General features: G+C 64.0%; 13 protein-coding genes. 7 read left to right on the top strand and 6 right to left on the bottom strand.

What is annotated here, in order from left to right; translation table 11 throughout:
• Positions 1 to 116: 116 nt before the first annotated feature.
• Entirely contained in the window at positions 117 to 2,585 is a 2,469-nt protein-coding gene (locus ACVJNE_RS21995; RefSeq protein WP_499568910.1) for a penicillin-binding protein 1A, read from the bottom strand.
• Positions 2,586 to 2,789: 204 nt separating this feature from the next.
• Positions 2,790 to 4,046, bottom strand: a complete 1,257-nt coding sequence (locus tag ACVJNE_RS21990; RefSeq protein ID WP_499568909.1) for an N-acetylmuramoyl-L-alanine amidase — start codon at positions 4,044 to 4,046, stop codon at positions 2,790 to 2,792.
• A gap of 611 nt (positions 4,047 to 4,657) precedes the next feature.
• Here ACVJNE_RS21990 and ACVJNE_RS21985 point away from each other — a divergent pair.
• A complete protein-coding gene (locus ACVJNE_RS21985) occupies positions 4,658 to 7,501 on the top strand; it encodes an Rne/Rng family ribonuclease (protein ID WP_499568908.1) in 2,844 nt (947 codons plus the stop codon).
• Positions 7,502 to 7,557: 56 nt separating this feature from the next.
• Here the strand turns inward: ACVJNE_RS21985 and ACVJNE_RS21980 are convergent, their stop codons facing one another.
• Entirely contained in the window at positions 7,558 to 8,703 is a 1,146-nt protein-coding gene (locus ACVJNE_RS21980) for a pyridoxal phosphate-dependent aminotransferase (protein ID WP_499568947.1), read from the bottom strand.
• Positions 8,704 to 8,893: 190 nt separating this feature from the next.
• On the opposite strand from ACVJNE_RS21980, the gene ACVJNE_RS21975 reads away from it, so the two are divergent.
• From ACVJNE_RS21975 to aat, 6 genes are all read left to right on the top strand, one after another.
• The gene (locus tag ACVJNE_RS21975) at positions 8,894 to 10,216 is read left to right on the top strand and encodes a M48 family metalloprotease (protein WP_499568907.1); all 1,323 of its coding nucleotides are present in this window, start codon (positions 8,894 to 8,896) and stop codon (positions 10,214 to 10,216) included.
• A 32-nt stretch (positions 10,217 to 10,248) separates the two neighbouring features.
• Positions 10,249 to 11,046, top strand: a complete 798-nt coding sequence (locus ACVJNE_RS21970; protein WP_499568906.1) for a DsbA family protein — start codon at positions 10,249 to 10,251, stop codon at positions 11,044 to 11,046.
• Positions 11,047 to 11,174: 128 nt separating this feature from the next.
• Complete coding sequence (aroQ, locus tag ACVJNE_RS21965) at positions 11,175 to 11,639, top strand: type II 3-dehydroquinate dehydratase (protein ID WP_499568905.1); 465 nt, start codon at positions 11,175 to 11,177, stop codon at positions 11,637 to 11,639.
• A gap of 7 nt (positions 11,640 to 11,646) precedes the next feature.
• The gene (gene accB, locus ACVJNE_RS21960) at positions 11,647 to 12,123 is read left to right on the top strand and encodes an acetyl-CoA carboxylase biotin carboxyl carrier protein (protein ID WP_499568904.1); all 477 of its coding nucleotides are present in this window, start codon (positions 11,647 to 11,649) and stop codon (positions 12,121 to 12,123) included.
• A gap of 15 nt (positions 12,124 to 12,138) precedes the next feature.
• A complete protein-coding gene (gene accC / locus ACVJNE_RS21955; protein ID WP_499568903.1) occupies positions 12,139 to 13,482 on the top strand; it encodes an acetyl-CoA carboxylase biotin carboxylase subunit in 1,344 nt (447 codons plus the stop codon).
• An 18-nt stretch (positions 13,483 to 13,500) separates the two neighbouring features.
• Positions 13,501 to 14,118 (top strand): leucyl/phenylalanyl-tRNA--protein transferase, encoded by a 618-nt coding sequence (aat, locus tag ACVJNE_RS21950; protein ID WP_499568902.1) that lies wholly within the window; start codon positions 13,501 to 13,503, stop codon positions 14,116 to 14,118.
• A gap of 2 nt (positions 14,119 to 14,120) precedes the next feature.
• Here aat and ACVJNE_RS21945 read toward each other — a convergent pair whose 3' ends face one another.
• From ACVJNE_RS21945 to clpX, 3 genes are all read right to left on the bottom strand, one after another.
• Complete coding sequence (locus tag ACVJNE_RS21945) at positions 14,121 to 14,528, bottom strand: DUF2155 domain-containing protein (protein ID WP_173193481.1); 408 nt, start codon at positions 14,526 to 14,528, stop codon at positions 14,121 to 14,123.
• 135 nt (positions 14,529 to 14,663) lie between these two features.
• Positions 14,664 to 15,062 (bottom strand): NADH:ubiquinone oxidoreductase subunit NDUFA12, encoded by a 399-nt coding sequence (locus ACVJNE_RS21940; RefSeq protein WP_499568901.1) that lies wholly within the window; start codon positions 15,060 to 15,062, stop codon positions 14,664 to 14,666.
• Between the two features lie 121 nt (positions 15,063 to 15,183).
• Positions 15,184 to 16,464 carry an ATP-dependent Clp protease ATP-binding subunit ClpX gene (gene clpX / locus ACVJNE_RS21935; protein WP_173190849.1) on the bottom strand — a complete coding sequence of 427 codons (1,281 nt, stop codon included), beginning with the start codon at positions 16,462 to 16,464 and terminating at the stop codon, positions 15,184 to 15,186.
• Positions 16,465 to 16,643 lie beyond the last annotated feature (179 nt).

Below are 16,643 nucleotides of genomic sequence, written 5' to 3'. Positions count from 1 at the left end.
TCGTTCAAGCTGGTCCGGAGAGCCCAGGGCATCGCGGCAAGACACCGGACACGGTCTTCCCGCACGGGGTCGTCTTCAGCCGCCAGCGGGCCGACATCCGGGCCCGCCCGGACGGTTCAGTAAAGGCCGCCGCCGCCGGAACTGATCGCTTCGCTCGCCTGTGGCGAAAGCTCACGGGCGCGCTCGGCGGCCTGGAAATCGTCCATGCCGATGACCCAGTAGCTGTCGGCAGGGCCGGTGCCCGGCTTGAAGGCTTCCATGATCGCGCCGCTCGCTCCTTCCGAAGCGCGCATGCCGCTCTTGCGATCGACGGCGATCATCTTCATGCCCTCAGGCACGCGGAAGTCGACCGGACGCGTGTCCTTCAACACATCGGCCATGAATTCCTTGAAGATCGGAGCCGCAAGCCCGCCGCCTGTCGAGCCCTTGCCCATGTGGCGGGGCTGGTCGTAGCCCATATAGACGCCGACCACGAGATCCGGCGTATAGCCTACGAACCAGGCGTCCTTTTCGTCGTTCGTGGTGCCGGTCTTGCCGGCGATCGGGTAGCCGAGCTCGGCGATGGTCGTTGCCGTACCGCGCTGCACCACGCCCTCCATCATGGAGGTGATCTGGTAGGCGGTCATCGGGTCGAGAACCTGATCGGCATTGTCGACCAGCTCGGGCTCTGCCTGGCCATCCCATGCCGTGGCGTTGCAGCCCTCGCACTCGCGCTGGTCGTGCTTGAACACAGTCTTGCCGTAGCGATCCTGGATGCGGTCGATCAGCGAGGGAACGATGTGCTTGCCGCCATTGGCCATGATCGAATAGGCCGAGACCATGCGCATCACGGTGGTCTCGCCCGAGCCCAGCGACATGGCCAGCACCGGAAGCATCTTGTCGTAGACGCCGAAGCGCTCGGCATATTCGGCGACCAGGTTCATGCCCATGTCGTTGGCAAGCCGCACCGTCATCAGGTTACGCGAACGCTCGATGCCGGCGCGAAGCGTCGACGGACCGGCAGAGCCACCGCCATAGTTTTTCGGCTCCCAGACCTCATTGCCGATGCGGATCGAGATCGGCGCGTCGAGAACCACCGAGGCCGGCGTGTAGCCATTGTCGAGCGCGGCGGCATAGACGAACGGCTTGAAGGACGAGCCGGGCTGGCGATAGGCCTGTGTTGCCCGGTTGAATTCGGACTGCGCGTAGGAGAAGCCACCGACCATGGCCAGCACGCGGCCGGTATGGGGATCCATCGCCACCATGCCGCCGGACACCTCCGGAATCTGACGGAGAATCCAGCCGGATTCCGCGTCCTCACCGCCGGCTTCCATCTTTTCGACGAAGACGACGTCGCCGGGCTTGAGCACCTCGGCCGGCGAGTCGGCCTTCAGGCGTTTGCCGTCCGCGGTGTAGCGCAGCGCCCAGCTCATGTTTTCCTTGGAGACGGAAACAGTCTCGCGCTCATCGCTCAGCGCGCCCGATGCCTCGCGGGAGGGCTGGAGGCCGACATCGAGGCCCTGGTCGGACGAGGCCAGCACCACGGCCAGCCGCCACTCGGGCACGTCAGAAAGGCGCTCGACCTCGCCGAGCGGCACGCCCCAGTCGCCCGAAACATCGATGGAGGTCACGGGGCCACGATAGCCGCGCAGCGTATCGTATTTGATCAGGCCGTTCTGCAACGCCTTGCGCGCCACGACCTGCATTTTCGGATCGAGCGTCGTGCGGACCGACAGCCCGCCCTCATAAAGCGCGTCCTCGCCGTAGCGCGAGATGATCGCGCGGCGCACCTCTTCGGTGAAGTATTCGCCGGCAAAGAGGTAGGTGCCACCGCGACGCGGCGTCACGCCCAGCGACGATGCCTTCGCCTTTTCAGCCTCTTCGGGTTCGACGTAGCCGTTGGCGACCATCTGGTCGATGACCCAGTTGCGGCGCTCGATCGCGCGCTCGGTGTTACGGAACGGATGATAGTTGGACGGCCCCTTGGGCAGCGCTGCGAGATACGCGGATTCGGCGACGGTGAGTTCGTTGACCGACTTGTCGAAATAGGTCAGCGCGGCGCCTGCGATGCCATAGGCGCCGAGGCCGAAGAAAATCTCGTTGAGATAGAGTTCGAGGATGCGGTCCTTGGAGTAGGCCTGCTCGATGCGGAACGACAGGATCATCTCGCGGATCTTGCGGTCGTAGGTCACGCTCGAATCCAGCAGGAAGTTCTTCGCGACCTGCTGCGTGATCGTCGACGCGCCGACCGGCCTGCGGCCCGAACCGACATTCTGCACGTTCGTGACAACGGCCCGCACCAGGCCGGTGATGTCGACACCCGGGTGCGAGTAGAAATTCTTGTCTTCGGCCGAGAGGAAGGCTGCCTTGACGCGGTCGGGCACTGCCTGGATCGGCAAATAGAGGCGGCGCTCGCGAGCGAACTCACCCATCAGCGCACCATCGGAGGCATGAACGCGCGTCGTCACCGGCGGCTCGTAGCGCGCAAGCACTTCGTAGTCGGGCAAGTCCTTGGTGACAGCGCCGATATAGATCGCCACACCCGCCGCTGCCACGAGCGCAAGTGCGACGCCGACGCCGAAGAAATATCCGATAAGACGTATCATGCCCACTCCAGTCTGCGGATCGAAGGGTACTACGCCATCGCCACGCCCTGCGGGGGTGAAGTCGCGCTCCGCTCCGTTCGCCCCCTTCTTATTCCCCCTTGTGGGGAAATTGCGGCGGCTGGGAAGCGCATTTGCGCGATTCTTCGATTAAATCACAGTGTGTTGTGTCGTTGCAACGAATGTGAAACCGGCCGCGCAGCGGTCTCACCCGCCAGCTCCCTGCCGCGCGGACTCGAAAAGGCCTATCGCCGAGGAGATGCTCGAGACGGCCTTGGCGCGCCAATCGGGATCGCGCAGCAGCTTTTCGTCGTCCGGATTGGACAGATAGCCAAGCTCGAGCAGCACCGAAGGCACATCCGGTGCACGAAGCACCCGGAAGCCGGCGAAGCGGTGCGGGTTCTTGTTGATCATCTGGATCGACGATGACAGTTCCCCCACCAGCGAGCGGGCGAAACGGATCGAAAAGCTCTGCGTTTCGCGCCGAATAAGATCGGCCAGGATGTCGGCCACTTCCTGGCTCTCTTCCTCGACGGTGATGCCTGCAACCTCATCGGCCAGGTTCTCTCGGATCGCCTTGGCGGCAGCCTCGGCGTCGGATGCCTTGTCGGCCACGGTGTAAACGGTTGCCCCGCGAACGCCCTTCAGCCGGATGGCGTCGGCATGGATCGAGATCAGAAGGTCGGCCTCGTGCTGGCGCGCGATGCGAACGCGTTCGTCGAGACGCAGAAACAGATCCCGGTCGCGCGTGAGAAAGACATCGTACTCGCCCAGATCGCGGAGCGCCTTCTGCAGTTCGAGCGCAAATGCGAGCGTTATGGTCTTTTCCAGCGTGCCGGTGACACCCTTCGCACCGGTGTCGATGCCACCATGGCCAGCGTCGATGACGATCCGGAACGGCCGCGGGCCTTCATTGCCGGCATGGCCGACCCGGTCGCCTTTGGGTGTAACCTGAGTGGAACCGGTCGCCTCGATCTGTTCGGCCATCGCCGTTTCGAAGGCCTTCTCGGAGCCCGCGACGATATCTGCAACGAGGCGGAAACCGTGATTCGATTCGTTTTCGAGAATGTCCATCCGTTCGACGGCGAACGGCCCGTCAAACGAGAGGATGATGCGGGAGCGTCCTTCATCGAGGTTGCCGTAGCGAACCTCGGTGACCAACCCGCGCGGCTCCAGTTCCGCGTCGTCGAAGGCGAAACCAGCCTCCGGCAGGTCGATCACCATCCGATGCGGGCTGCGCAGCAGAAACCAGCGCATTTCCGGCTCGCGGTCGAAATGTACAACGATGCGCGTGCGCGCGGCATCGCCGGCCATCTTGTAGCCGTGCGCCTGAAGCACTTCTTCCGCCGATGCGCCTGAAGCCCCGCACAGCATGGCCGCGACAAGCAGCAGCCATGCGCAAAAGCCTGCAGCGAGCCGGCTGCGCCTGCCTTCGAATGCTGATCGATAAGGCTGCGGCTGCATTGAGTCCTGTGCTTCCCGAAGGCCCGGAATTCGTAATCTTAACGATTGGTAGCGGCGTATGGTTAAGCAACCCTTTAGCCCGCAAGCCCCGATACTCGGATACGAATCGGGCTGCGAAATCGGGGTTGCCATGACCTGCCGCAAATCATAAAAGCGGGCTTGGATCACTGCAATGCTCGTGATCGTTCCAGCCTGCCGCCCACCCTTGCTTTGGCAGCAACGGCATTTTGGCGGCTTACAAGGCCCGACCGGTCCCGGCGCAGCGTTTCCGAAGGATTTTTTCTGCAGGGTGGGTCCGGTGACGCGGACCGCCTGGCGTGAGGAAAACGGTGGGGCTGTGCGCCCTGTCGGCTCTGTACGAGCACATTAGCTGGTCCGTCCTGTCGGACCTTGGTTCAAAAATGGTTCCGCATGTAACGCGATGATCGAAAGCCTGACCATGTTCCAGCCCGGAAGAAACCGCGCCGTCCCGGCCGCGGCCGGAGCGGATGGTCGGCTACGGATGCGCTATGCGGACACACTATTGTCCGGCGCGTCCCCCAGAACGTCGCAAAGGAGCCGTGTGTTTACGCGGTTGCCGTCGTCTGCCCGCGCCGGGGAGACAAGACATAATGCCCAACAAAATGCTTATAGATGCCTCCCACCCGGAGGAAACGCGGGTTGTCGTCGTTCGCGGTAACCGCATCGAAGAATTCGATTTCGAGTCCCAGGACAAGAAGCAGCTCAAGGGAAATATCTATCTGGCCCGCGTAACGCGGGTCGAGCCGTCGCTCCAGGCCGCGTTCGTCGAGTATGGCGGCAACCGGCACGGTTTCCTGGCCTTCTCCGAAATCCATCCCGACTACTATCAGATCCCGATGGCCGACCGGCAGGCGCTGCTGCGCGCCGAGGCCGAGGAGGCTGAGTCCGAGGACGACGAGGACGAAAACGAGGAGCGCGGTCGCAATCGCCGCCGTCGTCGTGGTGGGCGTAACCGCGGGCGCGCCACCGACGAGCGTAAAGCTTCCGACGACGGCGAAAACCAAGCCGACGATTCGCCGTCGGATGACGAGTCTGCCGAGGAAAACGGCACGGAGCGCGAGGAGAGCGGCAACGACGATACGCCTCGTGCCATCGCCGAGGCCGTCGAGGCCGACTCAGTCTCGGAAGACGTCGAAAGCGACGACCGCAACAACAATGCCGACGACGATCACGCCAGCAATGGCGACAATGGCGGCAACAACGATGACGGCGAGGTCGAGTCGGTCGGCGCCGAGGACGCGCTGGAGGAAATCCGCGAACGTCGCCGGCCCAGCCGCCGCCAGTACAAGATCCAGGAAGTCATCAAGCGCCGGCAGATCCTGCTGGTGCAGGTGGTCAAGGAAGAGCGCGGCAACAAGGGCGCGGCGCTCACCACATACCTGTCGCTGGCCGGCCGCTATTCGGTGCTGATGCCCAACACGGCACGCGGCGGCGGCATTTCCCGCAAGATCACCAATGCGCAGGATCGCAAGCGCCTGAAGGACGTGGTCAAGGATCTCGACGTTCCGCAGGGCATGGGCGTCATCCTGCGCACGGCCGGCGAAAGCCGCACCAAGGCCGAGATCAAGCGCGACTACGAATATCTGATGCGGCTGTGGGACAATGTGCGCACGCTGACGCTTTCGTCGTCGGCCCCGGCCCTCGTCTACGAGGAAGGCTCGCTCATCAAGCGTTCGGTGCGCGACCTCTACAACAAGGACATCGACGAAATCCTGGTCGCGGGCGAAGACGGCTATCGCGAGGCCAAGGACTTCATGCGCATGCTGATGCCGAGCCACGCGAAGGTCGTGCAGCCCTACCGCGACACCTCGCCGATCTTCGCGCGCAACGGGATCGAAGGGCAGCTCGACAAGATGCTGCAGCCGCAGGTGACGCTGAAATCCGGCGGCTACATCATCATCAACCAGACGGAGGCGCTGGTCGCGATCGACGTCAACTCCGGGCGCTCGACCAAGGAGCACTCGATCGAGGACACGGCGCTCCAGACCAATCTGGAAGCGGCGGAGGAAGTCGCGCGGCAGCTTCGCCTGCGCGACCTCGCCGGCCTGATCGTGATCGACTTCATCGACATGGAAGAGAACCGCAACAATCGTGCGGTCGAAAAGCGCCTGAAGGATCACCTGAAGAACGACCGCGCGCGCATCCAGGTCGGCCGCATCTCGCATTTCGGCCTGCTCGAGATGTCTCGGCAGCGCATCCGCGCTTCGGTGCTCGAATCGACCATGCAGCCCTGCCCGCATTGCGGCGGCGCCGGCCATGTGCGTTCGGAATCCTCGGTTGCGCTTCACGTCGTGCGCGCCATCGAGGAATTCCTGCTCAAGGATTCGCGCAATCACATCACGGTGCGCACGCCCACCTCGACGGCGATCTACGTGCTGAACCACAAGCGTTCGACCCTGACCGAGCTGGAGCTCCGTTTCGGGCTAACGATCTCGGTGGAGGCGGACGAAGGCGTGCGGTCGCAGCATTATGCGATCATCAAGGGTGCGCCGGCCGAACGGCCCGCAGGCTTCACGCCGCCGGCACCAATCGTCTATCCCGAAGAGCCTGAAGACGACATCATCGATGTCGTTGACGAGGAAGAAGAGGCGGAAGCCGCCGCACCCGCGGAGCAGCGGAACCAGGACGAAAACGGCGAAGGCCAGCGCAAGCGCAAGCGGCGCAGGCGGCGGCGCGGCGGTCGTGACCGCGATCGCAATGCGGAAGCTGCCGGTGACAATGCTGAAGGTGAAGCCGCGGATGCCGGCGGCGCTGCTGAACAGGCGGATGAGGCCGACACGGACAACGAGGGTGCGGCCGAGCAGACCGTTCAGGCCGAAGCCGATGGCGACGGCCAGTCCAAGAAGCGCCGGCGCGGCAAGCGTGGCGGCAAGCGTAACCGTCGCGACGACGAGGCTGCAGCCGAGGCTGGCGACGACGCGGTGTCGGCGGCAACGGAAGCCGAAGCCCCCGCCGACGTAGCGCCCGAGATGGCCGATCAGGCAGCGATGGACGCCGTGGAAGCCGCGGCACCGGCTGTGCCAGTCGCCGAGGCTGAGGCAGCCGAGAAGCCGAAAAAGAAGGCGCCGCGCCGCACTTCGAAGAAGGCAAAGGCCGAAGAACCGGAAGTCGCCGATGCGGCAGCCGATCTTGCAGCGCCGATGACCGACGAGGGAGCCGAAGCGGCGGCGGAAAAGCCAGCCAAGCCGAAGGCGAAACGCGCGCCCCGCCGCAAGGCTGCTGCCGCCGAGGCAGTGGCTGAGGAGGCGGCAAGCGAAGTCGTTGCCGAAACCGCGCCGGAAGCACCTTCCGAGCCGGTGGCGCCCGCGGAAATGCCGGTCGTAGCTAAGGTGGAGACGAAACCTGCCGAGCCGGTGGTCACGTCGTCGACGCCCGTAAATGACGAAACCAAGCCGCGCAAGGGTGGCTGGTGGCAGCGCAAGGGTTTCTTCTGATCCCTGACCTCATCTGAAAAGCAATATGGAAACCGGCGCTTGCGCCGGTTTCTCTGTTAGAGCCAAGCGCGCAGCCGCTCGATCGCAGTCGAAATCTCGGCTTCGCTGCCGGCATACGACAGGCGCAGGAAGCGGTGCCCCTCGGCAAGGTCGAAATCGAGCCCCGGCGTGGCCGCGACATGGCATTCCTTCAGCAAGCGCTGCGCAAAATCCATGCTGTCATTGGTATGGCGCGACACGTCGCAATAGGCATAGAACGCGCCATCCATCGGGGCGGCCAGCGGCAGGCCGATCTGCGGCAGCGCGTCGGCCAGCAACGCGCGGTTGACGCGATAGCGCTCCTTGACCCTGTCCAGTTCGGCGCCCGCCTCGAAGGCTCGGATCGCGGCAGCCTGGGAAATCTCGGGCGCGGAAATATACAGGCTTTGCGCCACGCGCTCGACAGGCCGCACGAGCGTCTCGGGTAGCACCATCCAGCCGATACGCCAGCCGGTCATGCAATAATACTTGGAAAAGGAGTTGATGACCGTCACGTCATCGCCGAAGGCCAGCGCCGTCGTATCGGGCGCTGTATAAGCCAGGCGGTGATAGATTTCGTCCGAGATCACCGCGATTCCCATGGCGCGTGCGGCTTCGACGATGCCCCGCAAGGTTTCAGGCGGAATCACCGCACCCGTCGGATTAGCGGGGCTCGCAAACAAGACGCCCTTCAGCGGCTTTTCGCGCTGCGCCCGTTCGAGATGGTCCGCCGTGAGCGCGCCCTCCCCGTCGAGCCTGATCTCGACGACCTCCAGCCCAAGCGCGGTCAGCACGTTGCGATAGGCCGGATAGCCGGGCGCGGTGATCGCGACGCGGTCGCCCGGATCGAACATCGCGAGAAAGGCGAGATTGAAGCCTGCGGACGAGCCGGTGGTCACCGCAATGCGCGCGGCCGGTACCTCGATGCCGTAGTGGTCCGCATAATGTGCTGCGATCGCCGCGCGCAGTGCTGGCAGTCCCAGCGAATCGGTATAGCCGATCTTGCCAGCCGCTATCGCATCGGCAGCCGCCTGGCGAACCACCGCCGGCGCGGGATCCGACGGCTGGCCCACCGCCAGGGAGACGACCGGATGCCCTTGCGCCCTGAGCCTGTTGGCCTCGGCCAGCACGTCCATCGCGTGGAACGGCTCGACCTCGCTGCGTCTCGAAATGGCGACGACCATCATGGCTCCTTTTCTGGCGGGCTGAATGCGCCGCACAATTGCCGGAAAGTACAGGGATCACAAGTTCATGATTTCATTCACCTCGCCTTTCCACCGAATGCGAGGTCGGTTACCTGTGGTTGCCATGTCGTCGTTTCTTTCACGCGCATTCGCCGTCCGTCTGCTCGCGGCAGCTGCCTTAGCAGCGCCGATGACCCTGCCTGCGCCACCGCCGGCATTCGCCCAGGCGCGCAATATCTCGCTGGTGCGCGATGCGGAGATCGAGGCACTGGTGCGCGAATATGCGCGGCCTGTGCTCGAGGCGGCCGGGCTCGGCCGTTCCGGCATCGAGATCGTGCTGGTCAACGACCCATCGTTCAATGCGTTCGTTACCGGCCGCCGCATCTTCATCAACACCGGCACACTGCTGATGTCGCAAACGCCGAACGAGGTGATCGGGGTGCTTGCCCACGAGGCCGGCCACATCGCCGGTGGCCACCAACAGCGACTTCACCAGCAGCTTGCGCGCGCGCAGACCATGGCCGTGATTGCCACCGTGCTCGGGGTCGGCGCCGCGGTTGCGGGCTCCGCCTCAGGCGCGCGCGGGCTCGGACAATCCGCCGCCGGCATATTCACCGGCGGCATGGAGGCGGCTCGGCGCTCCGTACTCAGCTACCAGCGCACCGAGGAAGCAACCGCCGACCGGTCCGCGATCACCTATCTCGAACGCACCGGACAGTCGGCCAAGGGCATGCTGGCGACCTTCGAGCGGCTGGCGGATTCCATGACGCTCGCCGGCGTGCGGGTCGACCCCTACCAGCTCAGCCACCCTGTTCCGCGCGAGCGCATCGCCAACCTGGAGACGCTGGCGCGTGCAAGCCGCCATTTCGACCGCAAGGACCCGCCGGCACTGCAGCAGCGCCACGACATGGTGCGCGCGAAGATCGCAGCCTTCACCCAGGGGCATGCCGCGGCTGGCCGCCTCTTCCGCGACAATCCGGGCGGGGTGCCCGCGATCTACGCCGATGCGATCGGCACTTTCCTTTCAGGCAACGCGCGAGCCGCCGTCAGCAAGATCGACACGCTCGTGCGCGCGGCGCCCAAGAACCCGTACTTCCACGAGATGCGCGGCGAAATCCTGATGAAGGCCGGCAGGCCGGCGGAAGCTGCGACGTCCTTCGCCACGGCGATGCGGCTCGACAAACAAAGATCGGGCATCATTCAGATTGGCCATGGCCAGGCACTGATGGCGACCGGTAAGCAGGAAGACCTGCGCAAGGCCGTCAACGAACTTCAGGCTGGCCTTTCGCGCGACCCTGAATATGCGGCGGGCTACCGGTATCTCGCCCAGGCTTACGGGCAGCTCGGCGACGTGCCGCAGGCTGAGCTTGCCACGGCGGACGGTCATTTCTATTCAGGCAACTACCGCGACGCGAAAATCTTTGCCGCGCGGGCGCAGCAGAAGATGCCAAACGGTTCGCCGGGCTGGCTTCGGGCGCAGGACATCATCAACTACAGACCGGTGGGCCGCTAAGGTTCGCCAACTGAGCAACAAGGACGAAGACAATGGGCAAGACGGTCGCACTCGGCATCGCAGGCGTCACGATTTCAGTGGCAATGCTCGCCCTCGGCTTCGCGGCAGGCAGCCGCACGGATGTGGCCGCTGCGCCTCAGCAGACGGCGGCAATTGTCGAGCCAGCGGCGGCAACGCGCGGCGAGATCGAGACCGTGGTGCGCGACTACCTGCTCTCCAATCCCGAAATCCTCAGCGACATGCAGGTCGCGCTGGAGGAGAAGGAGCGGGAGCTTCAGCGCGTCGCGCAGGTCGAGACGATCGCCTCGTCCTCTGACGCAATTTTCGACGCGGAGCACGACGGAGTCATCGGCAATCCCGAGGGCAGCGTAACCATCGTCGAGTTCTTCGACTACAATTGCGGCTTCTGCCGCCGCGCCATGGACGACATGGACGCGATGGTCGAAGCCAATCCGGATCTGCGTTTCGTGCTCAAGGAATTCCCCATCCTCGGCCCGGATTCGCAGAAGGCGCATGTCGTTTCGATGGCGTTTCGGGCGCTCGCCCCTGAGAAATACGCAGCGTTCCACCGTGAACTGATGGCCGGCGAGCGCGCGACCGAGGAATCGGCCATACGCGCGGCACTTGGACAGGGTGTCGACGAGGCGACACTGCGCGAGGAAATGAAGAACCCGGCGATCACGGATGCCTTCAACCAGACCTACGAGCTGGCGAGCAGGCTCTCGATCACCGGCACGCCTTCCTACGTGGTCGGCGAAGAGGTCGTTTTCGGCGCTCTCGGCCGCGCGGTTCTGCAGGAGAAGGTCGAGCAGGTGCGGGCCACCAACTGACGAGAGCGCATCCTGAGGGACGATCTCGTCGCTTCAGGCTGCTGTGGACATGAAAAGAACGCACTTGCGCTCTTTTCGCCGCTGGTTATGCCCTTTATAGAGGTGCCGGCGCAGGAAACCATCTTTACATGTCCAATATCATTTTCGTCCTCAACGGTCCCAACCTCAACATGCTCGGCAAACGCGAGCCGGGTATCTATGGCGGGGAAACGCTTGAGACGATCGGCGAGGATTGCCGGTCGACCGGCGCAAAGCTGGGCATCGAGATCGACTTTCGCCAGTCCAATCACGAGGGCGTGCTGGTCGACTGGATTCAGGAAGCGGGTTCCAAGGCGAAGGGCATCGTCATCAATCCGGGCGCCTACAGCCACACCTCGATCGCAATCCACGACGCGATCCGCGCGGTCTCGCCGCTGCCGGTCGCCGAAGTGCATCTCTCCAATATTCACGCGCGCGAAGAGTTCCGGCACCATTCATGGGTGTCGTCGGTCGCGACCGGCATGATCTGCGGCTTCGGCTCGCAGGGCTATGCCATGGCACTGCACGCGCTCGCCGCCCGGCTCGGGGCGGCCCAGCAAAAAGGGCAAGGATAAACCTCCGATGTCGACGAAGAAAACCGGTGTTGACCAGCAGCTCATCCGCGATCTCGCAAGCATTCTCGACGAGACGAACCTGACCGAGATCGAGGTCGAGCAGGAAGATCTGCGCATCCGCGTGTCGCGCACGCCGGCAGCCGTTCAGGCCTACTCGGCACCCCTTGCCGCCCCGGCGCCGGCATCTGCTGCGCAGTCGGCGTCTGCCGCCACTACTGGCGCCCAGCCCGCCGCACCGGCCGACAACAGCAAGAATGCCGTTCCGTCGCCGATGGTCGGCACCGCCTATCTGGCAGCCGCGCCGGGCGCCAAGCCCTTCATCGAGGTTGGCCAGCAGATCAAGGAAGGCCAGACGCTGCTGATCATCGAAGCGATGAAGACGATGAACCAGATCCCCTCGCCGCGCTCCGGCACCGTCACCGCGATCCTGTTCGAGGATGCGCAGCCGGTCGAGTACGGTGAGCCGCTGGTCGTCATCGAGTAGGCCGGGGCAAGGCGGATGTTCCACAAAATCCTGATCGCCAATCGCGGCGAGATCGCACTGAGGGTGCTGCGCGCCTGCAAGGAGCTCGGCATCCAGACGGTGGCCGTGCACTCCACCGCGGATGCGGATGCGATGCATGTCGGTCTCGCCGACGAGAGTGTCTGCATCGGCCCGCCCGCCTCGCGCGATTCCTATCTCAACATTCACCAGATCGTTGCGGCCTGCGAGATCACCGGCGCCGATGCGATCCATCCCGGCTACGGTTTCCTGTCGGAGAACGCCAAGTTCGCCGACATTCTCGCCGCCCACAACATCACCTTCATCGGCCCTTCGGGGGACCATATTCGCGTGATGGGCGACAAGATCGAGGCAAAGCGCACCGCCAAGCGCCTCGGCATTCCGGTCGTGCCGGGCTCCGAGGGCGCGGTTTCCGATGAGAAGGAAGCGCTCCGGATCGCGGCCGAGATCGGCTATCCGGTCATCATCAAGGCTTCGGCCGGTGGCGGCGGACGCGGCATGAAGGTGGCGCGCTCCGAAGAAGACCTGCTGGTCGCACTGAATACCGCGCGCACGGAAGCGGGTGCCGCCTTCGGCGACGATGCCGTCTATATCGAGAAATATCTCGAGAAGCCGCGCCATATCGAGGTGCAGATCGTTGGCGACGGTGCCGGACAGGCGATCCATCTCGGCGAGCGCGACTGCTCGCTGCAGCGCCGTCACCAGAAGGTCTGGGAAGAGGCGAATTCTCCGGCACTCAACGCGATCGAACGCGAAAAGATCGGCGGGATTTGCGCAAAGGCAGTCGCCGACCTCGGCTATTCGGGCGCCGGCACCATCGAGTTCCTCTATGAGAACGGTGAGTTCTATTTCATCGAGATGAATACCCGCCTGCAGGTGGAGCATCCGGTGACGGAAGCGATCACCGGCATCGACCTCGTCCACGAACAGATTCGCGTCGCTTCCGGCGGCGGGCTTTCCGTGACGCAGGACGAAGTGCGGTTCGAGGGCCATGCCATCGAATGCCGCATCAACGCCGAGGACCCGAAGACCTTCGTCCCCTCGCCCGGCAGGATCACCCATTTCCATACGCCAGGCGGCCTCGGCATCCGCGTCGATTCAGGCGCCTATTCCGGCTACAAGATCCCGCCCTATTACGACAGCCTCATCGGCAAGCTGATCGTGCACGGACGCAACCGCGTCGAATGCATGATGCGGCTGCGCCGCGCATTGGACGAGTTTGTGGTCGACGGCATCAACACCACGCTGCCACTGTTCCGCGACCTGATCGGCAACATCGACATCGCCAACGGCGACTATGACATCCACTGGCTGGAAAAGTATCTCGCCAAGGCGGAGTAGAGAACCGGCCACACTGCGATGACCCGCCCGTTCGCACCCGGCCAACGCATCCCGCCCGACCTGTTGCTGCGCGCCTATGCGTCGGGCGTCTTCCCCATGGCCGAGAACGCCGACGATCCGGAGATATTCTGGGTGCGGCCCGAGAGCCGGGGCATCATCCCGCTGGACGCGTTCCACTCGCCCAGGAGCCTCATGAAGACGGCGCGGCGCGGCCATTTCGACATCCGGTTCGACACCGACTTTGAGGGTGTCATCGAAGGCTGCGCCGAAGCACGCGAAGGCCGCATGTCGACCTGGATAAACCAGCCGATACGCGAGGCCTATGCCGAACTCTTCGCGCGTGGCAATTGCCACACCGTCGAGGCCTGGCGCGAGGGGCGGCTTGTCGGGGGGCTCTACGGCGTGACGCTCGGACGCGCCTTCTTCGGCGAAAGCATGTTCTCGCGCGAGACGGATGCCTCGAAAATCTGCCTCATGCATCTGGTGGAACGGCTGCGGGAGCGCGGCTTCATTCTGCTGGACACGCAGTTCACCACCGAGCACCTGAAGCGCTTCGGCGCGATCGACGTGCCACGTGCGAAATACGAAACGCTGCTCGAGGAAGCGCTGGCCGGCGAGGCCCGCTTCAACGATTGACGTCAGCTCTTGGCTTCTTCCGGTGCCGGCACGTCCGATTCCTGCTTGCAGGCCTTCAGCCATACGTCATAGACGGCGTGCTCCACGGCATTGAGGCCGGGGCTTTCGGCGAACATCCAGCCGGTGAAGATGCGCCGGATCTTGCGGTCGAGCGTGATCTCGTCGACTTCGACGAAGGAATCGGTCTTCGGCTCCTCGGTGTCGGGCGCCGAGTAGCAGACGCGGGGTGTCACCTGAAGCGCGCCGAACTGCACCGTCTCGTCGACATAGACGTCGAAAGTGATGATGCGGCCGGTAATCTTGTCGACGCCGGTGAACTCGGCGACCGGATTGCTGACACGTTCCGCCAGCGCAGGCCCGCTGGTTGCCAGCAGAGCAGCGGTCAGTCCGGTCAGCAGGATGCTATGCATCCTCGCAGGAAAGCGTTTGCGGCCATTCTCGATCATGCTGTCGTTGCCCATGCGGCGCGCGATCCGGTTTCGGGAAGAGGCCATTCGATATGAGAAGAATGTGGCGAGAAAAGTGCCCTCTCCCGCCGCACCAATTCAGGAACCCGGTGTCCAGGCGTCGTAGTCGCCGGTCACGCGCGGGCGCTCCTGAGGCGTCAGCACGGAGCCGCGCGGACGGTAGGCGGCCGCGGAACCCGTCAGGTTCGGCTTGTGCGCCTTCTCCCACTCGCGTGGCTTATAATCTTCGCTGCTCGGCGCAACGTCGGTGCGGTGGTGCATCCAGCCATGCCAGCCAGACGGGATCGCCGAGGCCTCGGAGTAGCCGTTGTAGATCACCCAGCGACGCGTGCGTCCCTCGGAATCCTTGCCGCCCTCGTAATAGGTATTGCCGAGTTCGTCGGTGCCGACCTTGGTGCCGTGGCGCCATGTGTGGAAGCGCGTGCCGAGCGTCTGGCCGTTCCACCACGTAAAGAACTGCGTGAAAAAGGTCTTCATCGATTCCTCTGGCAGGATGCGTTGCCGTCCGCCGCTTATGGCGCTCATGCGGCCCGATGGCAAGCGCCACGAGGCCGCATCCGGTCAACTATGCCAGCCGTTGCGGAGCGGAACGCCAGCCCTATGCGCTGGCGTTGCCCTTTTCCTTCTCGCGCTCGGCATAGATGTAGAGCGGGCGCGCATTGCCGGAGACGACCTCATCGGAGATGACGACCTCCTGCACACCTTCCAGCGCCGGAAGCTCGAACATGGTGTCGAGCAGGATGGCCTCCATGATCGAGCGGAGACCACGTGCGCCAGTCTTGCGTTCGATAGCCTTCTTGGCGATCGCCGACAGCGCGCTCTCGTGGAAGGTGAGTTCCACGTTCTCCATCTCGAAAAGGCGCTGGTACTGCTTGACCAGTGCGTTCTTCGGCTCGGTCAGGATCTGGATCAGCGCCGGCTCGTCAAGATCCTCGAGCGTTGCCAGCACCGGCAGACGGCCGACGAATTCGGGGATGAGGCCGAACTTCAGCAGATCCTCGGGCTCCACCTGGCGGAACAGATCGCCGGTGCGGCGATCCTCCGGCGAGGCGACCGTCGCGCCAAAGCCGATAGAGGTCTTGCGGCCACGGTCGGAGATGATCTTGTCGAGGCCGGCGAACGCGCCGCCGCAGATGAACAGGATGTTGGCCGTATCCACCTGCAGGAACTCCTGCTGGGGATGCTTGCGGCCACCCTGCGGCGGAACCGAAGCGACGGTGCCTTCCATGATCTTGAGCAGTGCCTGCTGAACGCCCTCGCCTGACACGTCGCGGGTGATCGACGGGTTGTCGGACTTGCGCGAAATCTTGTCGATCTCGTCGATGTAGACGATACCACGCTGGGCGCGCTCGACATTGTAGTCGGCCGACTGCAGCAGCTTCAGGATGATGTTCTCGACGTCCTCACCGACATAGCCCGCTTCCGTCAGCGTGGTCGCATCGGCCATCGTGAAGGGCACGTCGATGATGCGCGCCAGCGTCTGGGCCAGCAGCGTCTTGCCGCAGCCCGTCGGACCGATCAGCAGGATGTTCGACTTCGCCAGTTCGACGTCAGCGTTCTTGCCGGCATGCGCCAGCCGCTTGTAGTGGTTGTGGACGGCAACCGACAGCACGCGCTTGGCGTAGGGTTGGCCGATCACATAGTCGTCGAGAACCGTGAGAATCTCCTGCGGGGTGGGCACACCCTCGCGAGACTTCACCATCGAGGATTTGTTCTCCTCGCGGATGATGTCCATGCACAGCTCGACGCATTCATCGCAGATGAAAACCGTCGGACCGGCGATCAGCTTGCGGACCTCATGCTGGCTTTTGCCGCAGAACGAGCAATACAGCGTGTTCTTCGAGTCGCCGCCGCCACCACCATTGCTGACCTTGCTCATGCTATCCAAACCCTTTCGGCTCTGTCCCGGCCGCGGCGCAACGCACCGTCCGCAGACACAACTCTATGACGGGAGCGCGTTCCCGCCAATGCCATTGGCTCAATGAAGCCGCTTCGTACTCCAGACAATCCGAAAACGGCGGCGACGGTACGCGAATCCCTTGGAAAAGCTAAGCCGCC

Source organism: Mesorhizobium sp. DxT (genome assembly GCF_058448885.1).
This window is presented reverse-complemented; position numbering and strand designations above follow the sequence as displayed.

Coding starts and splice junctions, on each gene's coding strand:
- ACVJNE_RS21990 (WP_499568909.1), bottom strand. CDS start 4,046: ATGCAGCCGCAGCCTTATCGATCAGCATTCGAAGGCAGGCGCAGCCGG.
- ACVJNE_RS21975 (WP_499568907.1), top strand. CDS start 8,894: ATGACCCTGCCTGCGCCACCGCCGGCATTCGCCCAGGCGCGCAATATC.
- accC (WP_499568903.1), top strand. CDS start 12,139: ATGTTCCACAAAATCCTGATCGCCAATCGCGGCGAGATCGCACTGAGG.
- ACVJNE_RS21985 (WP_499568908.1), top strand. CDS start 4,658: ATGCCCAACAAAATGCTTATAGATGCCTCCCACCCGGAGGAAACGCGG.
- aroQ (WP_499568905.1), top strand. CDS start 11,175: ATGTCCAATATCATTTTCGTCCTCAACGGTCCCAACCTCAACATGCTC.
- clpX (WP_173190849.1), bottom strand. CDS start 16,464: ATGAGCAAGGTCAGCAATGGTGGTGGCGGCGGCGACTCGAAGAACACG.
- ACVJNE_RS21970 (WP_499568906.1), top strand. CDS start 10,249: ATGGGCAAGACGGTCGCACTCGGCATCGCAGGCGTCACGATTTCAGTG.
- accB (WP_499568904.1), top strand. CDS start 11,647: ATGTCGACGAAGAAAACCGGTGTTGACCAGCAGCTCATCCGCGATCTC.
- ACVJNE_RS21995 (WP_499568910.1), bottom strand. CDS start 2,585: ATGATACGTCTTATCGGATATTTCTTCGGCGTCGGCGTCGCACTTGCG.
- ACVJNE_RS21945 (WP_173193481.1), bottom strand. CDS start 14,528: ATGCATAGCATCCTGCTGACCGGACTGACCGCTGCTCTGCTGGCAACC.
- ACVJNE_RS21980 (WP_499568947.1), bottom strand. CDS start 8,703: ATGGTCGTCGCCATTTCGAGACGCAGCGAGGTCGAGCCGTTCCACGCG.
- ACVJNE_RS21940 (WP_499568901.1), bottom strand. CDS start 15,062: ATGAAGACCTTTTTCACGCAGTTCTTTACGTGGTGGAACGGCCAGACG.
- aat (WP_499568902.1), top strand. CDS start 13,501: ATGACCCGCCCGTTCGCACCCGGCCAACGCATCCCGCCCGACCTGTTG.